Origin of the sequence: Pseudomonas sp. SAR267 (assembly GCF_052077595.1) — a bacterium.
GTDB classification, from domain to species: Bacteria; Pseudomonadota; Gammaproteobacteria; order Pseudomonadales; family Pseudomonadaceae; genus Aquipseudomonas; species Aquipseudomonas vlassakiae.
In genome coordinates this window covers 4541918-4556713 of record NZ_JBQIHU010000001.1, presented here as the reverse complement: position 1 = coordinate 4556713, position 14796 = coordinate 4541918, and the positions used below count along the sequence as shown (strand labels likewise).

At 62.7% G+C, this 14796-nt stretch carries 15 protein-coding genes; 5 read left to right on the top strand and 10 right to left on the bottom strand.

Translation table 11 applies throughout. From position 1 onward, the window contains the following. Nucleotides 1-36: 36 nt before the first annotated feature. Nucleotides 37-1752, bottom strand: coding sequence for a bifunctional isocitrate dehydrogenase kinase/phosphatase (gene aceK / locus ACTORR_RS21525; RefSeq protein ID WP_441343886.1), 1716 nt, complete (start codon nt 1750-1752; stop codon nt 37-39). Between the two features lie 224 nt (nt 1753-1976). On the opposite strand from aceK, the gene ACTORR_RS21520 reads away from it, so the two are divergent. Further along, nucleotides 1977-2852 (top strand): DMT family transporter, encoded by an 876-nt coding sequence (locus tag ACTORR_RS21520; RefSeq protein ID WP_313365758.1) that lies wholly within the window; start codon nt 1977-1979, stop codon nt 2850-2852. A 13-nt stretch (nt 2853-2865) separates the two neighbouring features. Continuing rightward, a complete protein-coding gene (locus ACTORR_RS21515; RefSeq protein WP_313365757.1) occupies nt 2866-3324 on the top strand; it encodes a DUF4265 domain-containing protein in 459 nt (152 codons plus the stop codon). A gap of 3 nt (nt 3325-3327) precedes the next feature. Here the strand turns inward: ACTORR_RS21515 and ACTORR_RS21510 are convergent, their stop codons facing one another. The 4 genes from ACTORR_RS21510 to cysK all read right to left on the bottom strand — a co-directional run bounded on the left by ACTORR_RS21510 (nt 3328) and on the right by cysK (nt 6730). Then, nucleotides 3328-4209: a DMT family transporter gene (locus ACTORR_RS21510; RefSeq protein WP_313365756.1), complete on the bottom strand. Its 882-nt coding sequence runs from the start codon at nt 4207-4209 to the stop codon at nt 3328-3330. Nucleotides 4210-4324: 115 nt separating this feature from the next. Beyond that, nucleotides 4325-4486, bottom strand: a complete 162-nt coding sequence (locus tag ACTORR_RS21505; RefSeq protein WP_155737893.1) for a hypothetical protein — start codon at nt 4484-4486, stop codon at nt 4325-4327. 161 nt (nt 4487-4647) lie between these two features. Further along, the gene (locus ACTORR_RS21500; RefSeq protein ID WP_054883959.1) at nt 4648-5583 is read right to left on the bottom strand and encodes an aspartyl/asparaginyl beta-hydroxylase domain-containing protein; all 936 of its coding nucleotides are present in this window, start codon (nt 5581-5583) and stop codon (nt 4648-4650) included. Nucleotides 5584-5755: 172 nt separating this feature from the next. Beyond that, entirely contained in the window at nt 5756-6730 is a 975-nt protein-coding gene (gene cysK / locus ACTORR_RS21495) for a cysteine synthase A (protein ID WP_054883960.1), read from the bottom strand. Nucleotides 6731-6863: 133 nt separating this feature from the next. Between cysK and ACTORR_RS21490 the strand changes: the two genes are divergently transcribed. From ACTORR_RS21490 to ACTORR_RS21480, 3 genes are all read left to right on the top strand, one after another. Further along, complete coding sequence (locus tag ACTORR_RS21490; RefSeq protein ID WP_099815527.1) at nt 6864-7937, top strand: DUF748 domain-containing protein; 1074 nt, start codon at nt 6864-6866, stop codon at nt 7935-7937. A gap of 111 nt (nt 7938-8048) precedes the next feature. Further along, entirely contained in the window at nt 8049-8894 is an 846-nt protein-coding gene (locus tag ACTORR_RS21485) for an AAA family ATPase (RefSeq protein ID WP_441343885.1), read from the top strand. A 13-nt stretch (nt 8895-8907) separates the two neighbouring features. After that, the gene (locus ACTORR_RS21480) at nt 8908-10086 is read left to right on the top strand and encodes a vWA domain-containing protein (protein ID WP_054883963.1); all 1179 of its coding nucleotides are present in this window, start codon (nt 8908-8910) and stop codon (nt 10084-10086) included. Between the two features lie 37 nt (nt 10087-10123). On the opposite strand, the gene ACTORR_RS21475 is transcribed toward ACTORR_RS21480, so the two are convergent. The 5 genes from ACTORR_RS21475 to ACTORR_RS21455 all read right to left on the bottom strand — a co-directional run bounded on the left by ACTORR_RS21475 (nt 10124) and on the right by ACTORR_RS21455 (nt 14712). Further along, on the bottom strand, nt 10124-10885 hold the full coding sequence (locus tag ACTORR_RS21475) for an RHS repeat-associated core domain-containing protein (protein WP_441343884.1): 762 nt from the start codon (nt 10883-10885) through the stop codon (nt 10124-10126). 154 nt (nt 10886-11039) lie between these two features. After that, nucleotides 11040-11957, bottom strand: a complete 918-nt coding sequence (locus tag ACTORR_RS21470) for a biotin-dependent carboxyltransferase family protein (protein ID WP_313364993.1) — start codon at nt 11955-11957, stop codon at nt 11040-11042. After that, a complete protein-coding gene (gene pxpB, locus ACTORR_RS21465) occupies nt 11954-12640 on the bottom strand; it encodes a 5-oxoprolinase subunit PxpB (protein WP_099815524.1) in 687 nt (228 codons plus the stop codon). The genes ACTORR_RS21470 and pxpB overlap by 4 nt, the downstream gene beginning before the upstream one ends. Next, complete coding sequence (locus ACTORR_RS21460) at nt 12637-13416, bottom strand: 5-oxoprolinase subunit PxpA (RefSeq protein WP_262108923.1); 780 nt, start codon at nt 13414-13416, stop codon at nt 12637-12639. Before ACTORR_RS21460 ends, pxpB begins: the two co-directional genes overlap by 4 nt. A 9-nt stretch (nt 13417-13425) precedes the next feature. Then, a complete protein-coding gene (locus tag ACTORR_RS21455) occupies nt 13426-14712 on the bottom strand; it encodes an MFS transporter (RefSeq protein WP_313364992.1) in 1287 nt (428 codons plus the stop codon). Between the last annotated feature and the right edge of the window lie 84 nt (nt 14713-14796).

Here is a 14796-nt window from a genome sequence, read left to right as displayed (position 1 = left end):
TCGGACCGCGAAGGGGCCGGCCCTGCAAAGCCAGGATCAGCGCCCCTTGCGCCGATAGGGAAACACATCGATCACCTTGCCTTCGCGGATCGCCGCCTGCAGCCCCTTCCAGTAGTCCGCGTCATACAACTCCCCATGCAAGCGGCTGAACAACCGGCGCTGGCCGATATCGGCAAACAGGAACGGCGGGAACTCTTCGGGGAACACATCGTGCGGCCCGATCGAGTACCACGGCTCGCCAGACATCTCATCCTCCGGGTAGCGCGGTGGCGGGATGTGCCTGAAGTTCACCTCGGTCAGGAAGCTGATTTCGTCGTAGTCGTAGAACACCACCCGCCCATGCCGGGTAACACCGAAGTTCTTCAGCAGCATGTCACCCGGGAAGATGTTCGCCGCCGCCAGTTGCTTGATGGCCAGCCCGTAGTCCTCGAGCGCTTCGAGCACCTGCCCTTCACTGGCATGCTCCAGGTACAGGTTGAGCGGGGTCATGCGCCGCTCGGTCCAGCAGTGGCGCACCAGCACCGTGTCGCCTTCAAGCGCCACGGTCGAGGGTGCCACTTCCAGCAGTTCGGCCAGGCATTCGGGCTCGAACTTGCCACGCGGGAAGCGGAAATCGGCGAATTCCTGGGTATCGGCCATGCGCCCGACCCGATCGACGCTTTTCACCAGCCGGTACTTGTCGATCACCGTGGCGCGATCCACGGTCTTCGATGGCGAGAAGCGGTCCTTGATGATCTTGAACACGGTATTGAAGCCCGGCAGGGTGAACACGCTCATGACCATGCCGCGCACCCCGGGGGCCATGACGAAGCGGTCGTCGCTGCTGGCCAGGTGGTTGATCAGGGCGCGGTAGAATTCTGACTTGCCCTGCTTGTAGAAGCCGATCGAGGTGTACAGCTCGGCAATGTGCTTGCCCGGCAGGATGCGCTTGAGGAAGTTGACGAACTCCGCCGGTACCGGCACATCGGCCATGAAGTACGAACGGGTGAACGAGAAAATGATCGACACCTCGGCCTCGTCGGTGATCAAGGCATCGGCCTCGATGCCATGGCCCTCACGGTGCAGCAGCGCGATCACCAGTGGCCACTGCTCGTCACTGTTGTACAGGCGGCCGACCAGGTAGGCGCCCTTGTTGCGGTACAGCACCGGTACGAACAGTTCCACGGCCAGCGCCGGGTCTTTGCACACCCAGTCTGGCAGGCATTCGCGCAGTTGCTCCTCGAGGCGTACGAGGTCGCCTTCCAGGTCACCGTAGGGGGCGTCGAACGGGTAATCGGCGAAGATGGCCCGCAGCAGGCTCTTCAGCCCGGCCCCGAGCGTGTAGGTGCGGGTCTGTGCCGCGCGCTCGTGGGCACGGATCGACGGCCGGGTGGTGTGGATGAACATGCAGCCGTCGCTGATCTGGTCGTGGCTGAACAGGCTGCAGAACAGCGAGTTGTACCAGGTCTCCGCCAGCTCGTCGTCCAGCCGCGGGTCGATCAGGCGGATGTAGGCGTTTTTTACCAGCGGCCACTGTTCCACATCCAGCAATATCGGCTCCGGGAAGCCCTGGCGCAGCCAGCCGTTGACCTCGGCGACCTTTTCTTCATAGAGGTTGATGCGCGCCGCCGAGGCCTGCTGGATGTCCTGCCAGCGCGCCTGCTCGAAGCGCTCGCGGGCGCCCAGGGTGATCTGCTGGAAGTGCTCGCGGTAGTTGTCGAAGCCGTCGAGGATTGTCCGGGCGATATCGGCTGCGGGCCAGGGCTGGGGCATGCGAGGAACCTCGGGTTGCTGAGATAAAGAGCTTAGCCTGTACCGGCCTCTTCGCGGGCTCGCCCGCTCCCACAGGATCTCCACATTGCAGAAGGCGGTGTTATCCCTGTGGGAGCGGGCGTGCCCGCGAAGAGGCCGGTACAGGTTTACAGCGCAAGAAAGCACAAGAATCCCTCCGCCCGCCTGGCGTACACTCGCGCCCTGCCCTGTACCCGGAGACCGCTGTGAGCCCCATCGCCCTAGCCCGCCTGCTGACCCTTGCCGCTGTCTGGGGGGCGAGCTTCCTGTTCATGCGCATCATCGCCCCGGACTTAGGCACCCTGCCCACGGCGTTCTTCCGCGTTGCCATCGCCTGCCTGGGCCTGATCGCCATCCTCGCCGCCACCCGGGTGCGCTGGAACTTCGATGGCAAGCTCGGCGCCTGCCTGGTGCTGGGCATGATCAACTCGGGGATACCCGCTACCTTCTATTCCGTGGCCGCACAAGTGCTGCCCGCTGGCTATTCGGCCATCTTCAACGCCACCACTCCGCTGATGGGGGTGTTGATCGGCGCGCTGTTCTTCCGCGAAGCCATGACCCTGCCCAAGCTGGGCGGCATTTTCCTCGGCCTGTTCGGGGTCGGCATCCTCAGCGGCGCCGGCCCGGTCGCCCTGGACATGGCCCTGGTGCAAGGCGCCCTGGCCTGCCTGGCTGCCACCACCTGCTACGGCTTCGCCGGTTTCCTCGCCCGGCGCTGGATCAGCGGCCTGGACAGCCGCCTGTCGGCCCTGGGCAGCATGCTCGGCGCCACCTTGATGCTGAGCCCGCTGTTCGCCTGGAGCGCCCTGACCCAGCCACCGGCGAGCTGGGGCGGCTGGCAGGTATGGCTGTCGCTGCTGGGCCTGGGCCTGCTGTGCACCGCCTTCGCCTACATCCTGTACTTCCGCCTGCTGGCCGAGATCGGGCCGGTCAAGGCCAGCACGGTGACCTTCCTCATCCCGGTGTTCGGTGTGCTGTGGGGCGCTTGGCTGCTGGACGAGCCGCTGTCGATGGCGCACCTGTACGGTGGCGTGTTGATTGGCGTGGCACTGTGGCTGGTGCTGCGCCCGGCGCGCACGTGAGGCGATGCGGACCATGAGCAACACAGTCAAGAAGGTGCTGTTCCGCCTGGAACAGGACGCAAGCGGTTACCCGCCAGCCTCGGTGGAAGGCTTGTGGACACGGTTGGTCGCAGGGGGCTATCGGGTCGACAGCATCCCCTTCCACGTCTATGGAATCGCCCCCGGCGACATCATCAGCATTCGCCACGAAGGTGACCAGGCCTGGTTCGACGCCTTGCAGCAAAGCGCCGGGGCGTCGGTGTTCCGGGTCGTCGTCAGGCCACCGGAAACCGTGGAGCAGGTGCACACGGCCCTGACCGAGTTCGGCTGCACCTGCGAGGTGGAAAAAGCGGTGAGGATGCTAGCCGTCGAAGTGCCGGAAAGCCAATCGGCCGACACCCTGCTCTATTACCTGCTGACCCAGCGCGAAGCCGGCACCCTGGACTTCGAGGAAGGCGTGTTGCGCCACGCCATCCCCGAAGAGTTCCGCTAGGCCTTACGCCTCGGCCAGCCGCGCCGCCGGCTTGCGGAACACGAACAGCAGGCCGACCACGATCAACCCCATGCCCAGCAGGCTCATGGGCGCCAGGCGGTTGCCGAAGATCAGCAAGTCCATCACCGCGGTCACGGCCGGCACCAGGTAGAACAGGCTGGTGACGTTGACCAGGTTACCCTTGGCGATCAGCCGATACAGCAGCAAGGTGGCCAGCAGCGACACCACCAGCCCCATCCACAGCAGCGCGCCGATAAAACCACCGGTCCAGTCGACCTGCAACGGTTGCAGCGGCGCGAACACCGCGCACAGGGCGAAACCGGCGAGGTACTGCAACGGCAGTGTGCCCATCGGGTTGTCGGTGATGCGCTTCTGCAGGATCGAACCAAAGGTCATGCTGGCCAGTGCCAGCAGGGCGAACAGCATGCCGAGCAGCGATACCCCGCCGAGGTTGATGCCCTGGTAGACCACCATGACCAGACCAGCAAGCCCCAGGCTCAGGCCGAACAGGCGACTCCAGGAGCGCTGGCGCTCCATCAGGACCACGGTGAGGATCGGTTGCACCCCCATCACCGTGGCCATCACGCCAGGGGTGACGTGGGTGTTGAGCGCCAGCAGGTAGAAGATCTGGTAGGCGCCGAGCAGCACGCAGCCGGTGCCCAAGGCACGCAGGATCGACCCCCGTGTTCGTGGCCAGCGCAGGCCAAGCAACGGGCCGATCAGCAGCAGGCCGGTCAAGGCCAGCGCCGAGCGCAGCAACAGGAAGGCGAAGGGGCTGGCATGGGCCAGGCCGAGTTTGGAAACGATCGCGCCACTGCTCCAGAGCAGGACGAACAGGCTGGTGGTGGCCGCCGAGGCCACGGATGCTTTGTTGAAGACAGACATGTATTGCCACCTGATAAGGCAAAGTAAGCCAGACGGCGGGCGTGAACTTCAGCGAGGGAAGGTGCCGACCGTGTTCAGTAGGTTGCGGGTGCGAAGGGGAGCGGCCAGAAGCCGATCAGCCCAGTACGACCACGCAAGGAGGCGGAGCTACGCCGCCTACGACGCCACTGACAGGTGGTGGGTAGTGACTGATCATGACCGGCTGCTGGCTGCCACGCACGACCATGCCCGCGACTGGCGCGATGGCAAAGCATGTGGTGGAAGGGATGGCTGGCATGATCGGGTCTTCGGGGAAGAGAAGTGTTTCGGAATATAGCGGTGAATTCAGGCTTGGGCAATAGCCTGTTCCGGCCTCTTCGCGGGCATGCCCCCACAGTATCTGGAACCTGCACAGTACTTGTGGGAGCGGGCATGCCCGCGAAGAGGCCGGCCCTGTAATCAGAACAACCAGCGGTACAGGAAATAAGCCACCACCACCGCCAGCACCGGCCGCAGGATGCGGTAGGCCTTGGGGTTGGCGCGCTTGAACTGCTTCATGCGGCTGCTGATCTTGTTGCTGAAACGCTTGCTCCAGGCATAGGCCTGGTTGATCCCGCCGACACGCTCGTCATCGGTGTTCTGCGGTGCGGTGGCGCGGCCGAGGAAGGCACTGACCTTGCGGTTGATGCGGGTCATCAACGGGCTGCTCAGCGGGCGCTCGATGTCGCAGAACAGGATCACCCGGGTCACGTCGGTTTCGTTCTTGACCCAGTGCACATACGTCTCGTCGAACATCACGTCTTCGCCGTCACGCCAGGCGTATTGCTCACCATCGACGTAGATGCGGCAGGCGTCGGAGTTGGGGGTCGACAGGCCCAGGTGGTAGCGCAGGGAGCCGGCAAAGGGGTCGCGATGCGGGTTCAGGTGGCTGCCACCGGGCAGCAGGGCGAACATCGCCCCCTTGACGTTGGGAATGCTACTGACCAGCTCGACGGTTTTCGGGCACAGGGCTTCGGCAGACGGCAGCGGCTTGTCGTACCACTTCAGGTAGAAGCGCTTCCAGCCCTTCTTGAAGAACGAACCGAAGCCGGCGTCGTTGTCCTTCTCGGCGGCACGGATGTACCCCTCGTCGAACAGGCGCATGGCCTCTTCGCGGATCACCTGCCAGTTGTCCTTGAGCACATCCAGCTCCGGGAAACGCTGGCGGTCCAGGTAGGGCTTGGACGGCACCCCGGAAAAAAGGTACATCAAGCTGTTATAAGGTGCGAACAGCGCCGAATGGTTGACGAACTGGCGCAGTACTGGCAGGCGCGCCTTGCCGCGCAGGTGCACGTACAGCACGCTGCCGAAGAACACCAGCAGCACACCTGCCTTGGCGAGGAAGGAAAAGGTCATGCAACACTCCTTGGAGTGGGAGCAGGCCAGCGCTGCCAGCTCCCAGAAAAATCATCCGGCCATCATAAACCCATCCCGCCCAGGTAAAAACAACCCGGGCGGGATCTCACTCATGAAGATTTTGCAATGAACCATGCCGCCGAATGTTGCGCCGGATCAGCGGCAGGGCCGATTACTGCTGGTTTTCCTGCTCGCTGAACAGGTCGCTGAACAGCATGCTGGACAGGTAGCGCTCGCCCGAGTCGGGCAGGATTACGACGATGGTCTTACCTTGCATCTCCGGTTTTTCGGCCAGACGCACCGCGGCTGCCATCGCCGCGCCACAGGAAATACCGCAGAGAATGCCTTCTTCCTGCATCAGGCGAATGGCCATGGCCTTGGACTCTTCATCGGTCACGGTCTCGACCTGGTCGACAATCGACAGGTCGAGGTTTTTCGGCACGAAACCGGCGCCGATGCCTTGGATCTTGTGCGGGCTGGGCTTGAGCTCTTCACCGGCCAGAGTCTGGCTGATCAGCGGCGAAGCCACCGGTTCGACCGCCACCGACAGGATCGACTTGCCCTGGGTGTGCTTGATGTAGCGCGACACGCCGGTAATGGTGCCGCCGGTACCCACGCCGGCAACCAGCACGTCGACAGCGCCGTCGGTGTCGTTCCAGATCTCCGGCCCGGTGGTCTTTTCGTGGATCGCCGGGTTGGCCGGGTTGTCGAACTGGCCCGGCAGGAAGTACCGGGCAGGGTCGGACGCCACGATTTCGTTGGCCTTCTCGATGGCGCCCTTCATGCCCTTGGCCGGCTCGGTCAGCACCAGCTCTGCACCCAGCGCCTTGAGCACCTTGCGGCGTTCCAGGCTCATCGAGGCTGGCATGGTCAAGATCAGCTTGTAGCCACGGGCGGCGGCGACGAACGCCAGGCCGATACCGGTGTTGCCCGAAGTCGGCTCGACGATGGTCATGCCCGGCTTGAGTTTGCCGCTGCTCTCGGCGTCCCAGACCATGTTCGCGCCGATCCGGCACTTGACCGAGTAGCCCGGGTTGCGCCCTTCGATCTTGGCCAGGATCGTCACCCCGCGCGGGGCGATGCGGTTGATCTGTACCAGCGGCGTATTGCCGATGGAATGGGCGTTGTCTGCGTAGATACGGCTCATGGCAGGGTCCTTGACATGAAAAGAGCAGGGAAAGACTTCAAGGGTAAGCCTGCCCCGGCACCCCGTAAAGCCCGTTCGAACCAAGCCAGGCGCGGCGTGGTCAACCGCTCGACCGGCTTTGGAGAACCCTGCGATGAAAGCTCGCTATCGCTGGCCGTTGATCGGCCTGGCCAGCTTGGTCGTGCTATTGGTGGCGCTGCATGTTGCCCTGCCCTATCTGGTGCGCGACTACCTCAACGACAAACTGGCCGACATGGGCGAATACCGTGGCCAGGTCACGGATGTCGACCTGGCCTGGTGGCGCGGGGCCTATCAGATCAACGGCCTGAAAATCGTCAAGACCAGCGGCAAGGTGCCGGTTCCGTTCCTGGAGGCACCGTTGATCGACCTGTCGGTGAGCTGGCATTCGCTGATCTACGACAAAGCCGTGGTGGCCAAGGTGGCGTTCGCCCGCCCCGTGCTCAACTTCGTCGATGGCGGCAGCAAACAGGCCTCGCAGACGGGCCAGGGCACCGATTGGCGCCAGCAGCTGGACAAGCTGCTGCCGATCACCCTGAACGAGGTGCACATCGAAAACGGCACCTTGACCTTTCGCAATTTCAACTCCAAGCCACGGGTCGACCTGAAAGCCACGCAGCTGAACGCCGATATCCGCAACCTGACCAATGTGCGCGACGAAAAAGGCCGACGCGATGCCAGTTTCGACGGGACTGCGCTGATAGCCGGAGACGCCAGGGTAGAAAGCCGCGCCACCTTCGACCCGTTCAGCGACTTCGATGATTTCGAATTCCGGCTGCGTGCCACCGGCATCGAATTGCGCCGCCTGAATGACTTCGCCAGCGCCTATGGCAAGTTCGATTTCAATGCCGGGCACGGGGATGTCGTGATCGAGGCCCAGGCCGAGAATGGCAGGCTCAATGGCTACATCAAGCCGCTGCTGCGCGATGTCGATGTATTCGACTGGCAGCAGGACGTGGAGGAAAAGGACAAAGGGTTTTTCCGCTCGGTCTGGGAAGCGGTGGTAGGTGCCACCGAGACCGTGCTGAAGAACCAGCCGAAAAATCAGTTCGCCACCCGCGTCGAGCTCAGCGGCAGTGTGCACCAGCAGAACATCAGTGGTTTCGAGGCGTTCTTGCAGATACTGCGCAACGGCTTCATCGAGGCGTTCAATGCACGCTATGAACAGCCAGCGCCCAAGTCTGACTGAAGGTTCGTGACGAGCCATTCAGAGACTGAATACCGGGTCTGCGTTTCCACCTGCCTGGGCCCGCGTTATAGTCGTTGGCAAACGATAGGCACCCTGCAGAGGACAGATCCCATGAAGTTCGAAGGCACCCGCGAATACGTCGCCACAGACGACCTGAAACTGGCGGTGAACGCGGCCATCACCCTCGAACGCCCGCTGCTGGTCAAGGGCGAGCCCGGCACCGGCAAGACCATGCTCGCCGAGCAACTCGCGGCCTCGTTCGGCGCACGCCTGATCACCTGGCACATCAAGTCCACCACCAAGGCCCACCAAGGCCTGTACGAGTACGACGCGGTCAGCCGCCTGCGCGACTCGCAGCTGGGTGTGGACAAGGTCCACGACGTGCGCAACTACCTGAAGAAAGGCAAGCTGTGGGAGGCCTTCGAGGCCGACGAGCGGGTAATCCTGCTGATCGACGAGATCGACAAGGCCGACATCGAGTTCCCCAACGACCTGCTGCAGGAACTCGACAAGATGGAGTTCTACGTCTACGAAATCGACGAGACCATCAAGGCCAAGCAGCGCCCGATCATCATCATCACCTCCAACAACGAAAAAGAGCTGCCCGACGCCTTCCTGCGCCGCTGCTTCTTCCACTACATCGCCTTCCCAGACCGCAGCACCCTGCAGCAGATCGTCGACGTGCACTACCCGAACATCAGCCAGTCGCTGGTCAGCGAGGCACTGGACGTGTTCTTCGATGTACGCAAGGTGCCGGGCTTGAAGAAAAAGCCCTCCACTTCCGAACTGGTCGACTGGCTCAAGCTGCTGATGGCCGACAACATCGGCGAAGCCGTGCTGCGCGAACGCGACCCGACCAAGGCCATCCCGCCGCTGGCCGGTGCCCTGGTGAAAAACGAGCAGGACGTGCAACTGCTCGAGCGCCTGGCCTTCATGAGCCGGCGCGGCAACCGCTGACAGGAGCCGGGCCATGCTGCTCAACCTGTTCAATGAAATGCGTGCAGCCAAGGTGCCGGTTTCGGTGCGCGAACTGCTCGACCTGCACCACGCCCTGCAAAAAGGCGTGGTGTTCGCCGACATGGACGCCTTCTACTACCTGGCCCGGGCCATCCTGGTAAAGGACGAACGCCACTTCGACAAGTTCGACCGCGCGTTCGCCGCTTACTTCAAAGGCCTGGAAAACCTCGACCGGCACATAGAGGCGCTGATCCCCGATGAATGGCTGCGCAAGGAATTCGAGCGCTCGCTGACCGACGAGGAACGTGCACAGATCCAGTCCCTGGGCGGCCTGGACAAGCTGATCGAGGAGTTCAAGAAGCGCCTCGAAGAGCAGAAGGAACGCCACGCCGGTGGCAACAAGTGGATCGGCACCGGTGGCACCAGCCCGTTCGGCTCGGGCGGGTTCAACCCCGAAGGCATCCGCGTCGGCGAGGCAGGCAAGCGCCAGGGCAAGGCCGTCAAGGTCTGGGACCAGCGCGAGTACAAGAACCTCGACGACCAGGTCGAACTGGGCACGCGCAACATCAAGCTGGCCCTGCGCCGCCTGCGCAAGTTCGCCCGCGAAGGCGCCGCCGAAGAACTCGACATCGACGGCACCATCGACCATACCGCGCGTGACGCCGGGCTGCTGAACATCCAGATGCGCCCGGAACGGCGCAACACGGTGAAACTGCTGTTGCTGTTCGACATCGGCGGTTCGATGGACGCGCATATCAAGGTCTGCGAAGAGCTGTTCTCGGCCTGCAAGACCGAGTTCAAGCACCTGGAGTACTACTACTTCCACAACTTCGTGTACGAGTCGGTATGGAAGAACAACCTGCGCCGCACCTCCGAGCGCTTCTCCACCTTCGACCTGCTGCACAAGTACGGCGACGACTACAAAGTGGTGTTCGTCGGTGATGCGGCCATGGCGCCGTACGAGATCACCCAACCGGGGGGCAGCGTCGAGCACTGGAACGAAGAAGCCGGGTATGTGTGGATGCAGCGCTTCATGGAGAAATTCAAGAAGATCATCTGGATCAACCCGTATCCGAAACAGGCCTGGGACTACACCGCATCGACCCACCTGGTGCGGGATCTGATCGAGGACAAGATGTATCCGCTGACCTTGCAGGGGTTGGAGGACGGGATGCGCTATTTGTCGAAATGAAACAGGCAAGCCTGTTGAACAACAGCAGGCTTGCTCATTAGTCAGCCAAACGCAGTGCGCTTATAACCTCAGAAAGCCAGGTAAACTCGGGATCCCCGCTATCGATAACTTCTTTTCCTTGAAGTGCGCCCAAGCGCCTCTCGGCAATTACTCGAAATCTCTCCACTCCAATTTCCATAGCACGTTTAGTTTCCTGATACTCCGGAATGCGCGACATCTGCTGATGAATTTCCATCCTGCGCCGGTAAAAAACTATATTATCCGCAATAAAGTCTGCATCTGACTTTAATAGCCCAACACTTGGCAACTTAGCAGACGAGGATGTTGAAGCCAAAAACGCATTGCGGGTAACCCTCTGAAGACCATCCAATGCTAAGGGTTCGCCACTCTTCAAAAAAGAGCCCATCTGTTTATTATCCATTTCATCAAGCTTCATCAGATACTTTTGCTTCAGATTCGTACCATATAGCTCCCTGCGATGCACATCGACAAACGTATTAGACCTGTACTTATAATGTGCAGATTTAAACATTCTACCCGAGGGATCGCTACGGTTCACGGGATCGCCACCACAATAGGAGTAACTATTGATACCGCCTCTCTCAAATGGACTCAGGCTATCCGGTGATTTAAATCGCTTGAGCGTTGGACTATAGGCCCGCACTCCATTTCCCAGCATATAACCGCCTATCAGCTCACACCAACGCTCAGCATTGAATGCAAGCAACAGTCGACCCACTTGGTTACGACGATAGCCAAAAGGGCAATATGCCAAACGCACATCATCTACCGTTCTCATCCGCACTCACCGGTGAAGTAACCGCCAATTTTCATGATGAGAAAGTAGAGGCAGCCCCACAACTGACAAAATTACCAGTTTCAAGTCGCTACCTGTCCTGGGAAATTGCTTACACCTTCCTTTAGCGGGCAACGCCGCGAAGCGGCTGGCAGGTTTAACACCAACGTTTCAGATATGCCTGCTGCTCCCGCCACGCCTCCCCCTGCACCACCGCCCTAAACCGCACCACCGCCCCCGGTATGCACTGCGCCAACTGCGCCAACGCCAACGGCGTCAACGCCCCCAGCCGCGGATAACCGCCAATGGTCTGCCGGTCGTTGAGCAACACGATCGGCTGCCCGTCCGGCGGCACCTGCACCGCACCCAGCGGAATCCCTTCGGAAATCATTGGCGCGCCCTGATAGATCAGCTCTGGCCCCAGCAAACGGATACCCATGCGGTCGGCGCGACTGTCCAGCGTCCAGTCACGGTTGAACGCCTCGAACAGGCTGGTCCCGCTGAAATCACCGATCTGTGCGCCCATCACCAGGTCGAGCACGGGCTTGGCCACATAGCTCGGGCGCATGTCGACCGGGACTTCGCGCAAGGCCGGCGAACCACCGGCAAAAGAGAGCACTTGCCCTTTCCCCAGCGCTGCCCCTCGCCCATCGATCCCCCCCAGTTCCTCGCGCACGACCGTGGCACAGCTACCCAGCACATCCTCACCGACAAACCCGCCCGGAGCTGCCAGATACGCCCGCACACCTTGCTTTGGCTGCTTCAGGGTCAAGCGCTGCCCCTTAGCCAGAACGAAGCTGCGCCACGGTAGCAGCGGCTGATCATCCACCTGTGCCTCCAGGTCAGCCCCGGCCAGCGCCAGCACACAATCCTGCTCGGCCACCAGCGCAAAGCCACCCAGCGCCACCTCGACTACCGGCGCCCCCAGCGGGTTGCCCAGCAGCCAGTTGGCCCAGTGCATCGCCACCCAGTCCAGCGCCCCGCCCTGGGTCACGCCCAGGTGACGCACGCCAAAACGCCCGGCATCCTGCATCTGGCACAGGGCAGTACTGGCTTCGATCTTCAACTGCTTCATCCTTGCGCCTCCACATCGCCGCCCAAGGCCAGGAACTCTTCACGCGACACAGCCACGAAGCGCACCCGGTCGCCCGGTTGCAGCAGGCTATAACCCTCGCGTTCGCGATCGAAAAGGCGCACCGGTGTGCGCCCGATCAGGTTCCAGCCGCCGGGCGATATCGCGGGGTAAGCCGCCGTCTGGCGTTCGGCAATGCCCACGCTGCCCGCCGCCACGCGCTTGCGCGGGGTGCTCAGCCGCGGGCTGGCCAGACGTTCGTCGACCAGCCCCATGAAGCCGAAACCGGGGGCGAAGCCCAGGGCGAACACCGGGTATTCGCGCTCACTGTGCAAGCGGATCACCTCGGCTTCGCTCAGTCCGCTGCGTGCTGCCAGCACGGGCAGTTCCGGGCCGACGCTGGCGTGGTACCACACCGGGATTTCATGGCGCCGGCCAGCGCTGCCGGTGTCCGGCTGCAAGCCCTCCAGCGCCTGGGTGATCAACGCCCGCGCCTCACCCGGTGGCAGATCGAACTGCACCATCAGCGTGGTGTAGGACGGCACCAGATCGACCAAGTGCTCGCCGAACGCCGCGCTCAGGCGCTGGCTGGCGGCAAGCATCCACGGCATGTTGGCTTCGTCGATACGGTCGAACAGGCGCACCATCAGGCTGTCGATGGCCACGACTTCGATACGCAGCTTCATCGCGCCTCCAGCGCATCGAGGGCCTGGCGAATCTGCCGCACGGCCGCCACCGAGCTGGCGTTGTCGCCATGCACGCAGAGGGTGCTTGCGGCCAACTGCAACGCGCTGCCATCATCCGCCACCAGGGTTTCACCGCGGGCCAGGCGCAGGGCCTGCTCGACCACCAGCGCCGGGTCATGGTGCACCGCGCCCGGCAGACGCCGTGAGACCAGGTGACCGCTGGCGGTGTAGGCGCGGTCGGCGAAGGCTTCGAACCACAGCGGTACGCCAATTTCATCGCCCAGGGCCTGGGCCCCGCGGTTGTCGGCAGTGGCCATGAGCATCAGCGGCAGGCCGCTGCCATAGGCCGCCACGGCTTCCAGCACGGTGCGCAGCTTGAGCGGGTCGGCCATCATGTCGTTGTACAACGCGCCGTGGGGCTTCACATAGGCCACGCGGCCGCCGAGCACCTTGCAGATGCCGTCCAGGGCACCGATCTGATAATGCAGCAGGTCGCGGATTTCTTCCGGGCTGCAGGCCATGGAGCGGCGGCCAAAGCCGACCAGGTCCGGATAGGCCGGGTGAGCGCCGATGGTCACGCCGTGCTCCAGCGCCATTGCCACGGTGCGGCGCATGATGCCCGGGTCGCCGGCGTGGTAGCCGCAGGCGATGTTGGCGCAGTCGATATAGGGCATCACCTCGGCATCCAGGCCCATGTGCCAGCTGCCGTAACTTTCGCCCATGTCGCAATTGAGTAGCAGGGGTTTCACCTGACGTGCTCCCGTGTCGATGTTCATAGGCCTACCTTAGCGCGCCTGGAGTTGTTTGCCGCGGGTTTCCGGCAGGCTCAGCGCCGCCACGATCACCACGCCATAAGACACCGCAGAGAACACGCCGATACCCAGGCCCAAAGGGATCTTTTCGCCGAGCAAGCCGATCAGCAGCGGGAACAGCGCAGCGATGATCTTGCCGACGTTGTAGCAGAAGCCCTGCCCCGAACCACGTACCCGAGTCGGGAACAGCTCTGTAAGAAACGCGCCCATGCCACTGAAGATGCCCGAGGCAAAGAAGCCCAATGGGAACCCGAGCCAGAGCATCACGCTGTCACTGACCGGCATCTGCGTATACAGCAGCACGATGATGAACGAGCCCACCGCGAACAGGATGAAGTTCTTCTTGCGCCCCAGCAGGTCGGACAGGTAGGCGCTGACCACATAACCGATGTAGGACCCGACGATCACCATCGCCAGGTAGCCGCCCGTGCCCAGCACGCTCAGGCCTCGCTCGTTCTTGAGGAACGTCGGCAGCCACGAGGTGATGGCGTAGTAGCCACCCAACGCGCCGGTGGTCAGCAGCGAGGCGCGCACGGTGGTCCAGAGCATGCCAGGGGCGAAGATTTCGTAGAAATGCGACGGCGCTTCAGCGGTTTCCCCGGCCTTGGCCTGGCGATACACCTCCGGGTCCTTGACCAGGCGGCGGACGAAGATCACAAAGATCGCTGGCACCAGTCCCAGCAGGAACAGCGCACGCCAGGCCTGCTCGGCCGGCAGCCAGGAGAATAGCAGCGCATACAGGACCGCCGTCAGCCCCCAGCCCAGGGCCCAGCCCGACTGCACCATGCCCACTGCCTTGCCACGGTCCTGGGCCCGGATGACCTCACCGATCAGCACGGCGCCGGCGGTCCACTCGCCACCGAAACCGAAGCCCATCAAGGTGCGGGCGATCAGCAACTGGTCGTAGTTCTGGGCAAAGCCGCAGAGGAAGGTGAAAAAGGCGAACCACAGCACCGTCAATTGCAAGGTGCGCACCCGGCCAATGCGGTCGGAGAGGATGCCGGCGACCCAGCCACCGATGGCCGAGGCAATCAGCGTGCTGGTGTGGATCAGCCCGGCTTCGGCAGTGCTGATGCCCCACAGCATGATCAGGGTCGGGATGACGAAACTGAGCATCTGGGTGTCCATGCCGTCCAGGCCATAGCCGATCTTGCAGCTCCAGAATGTACGCCGTTGCTGGGGGTCGATATCGCGGTACCAGGCGAACGGCCCGGTCGAAGGGGGGGATTGCACCTGTTGCTGCACGCCGCTTGGGTTCATGCTTGCCTCGGCTTGTTGGTATTGTTTTACGGGCGACGTCGGGCGTCGCGGCCTGGGCCTCATGTTCAGAGGCCGTGCGGCCTG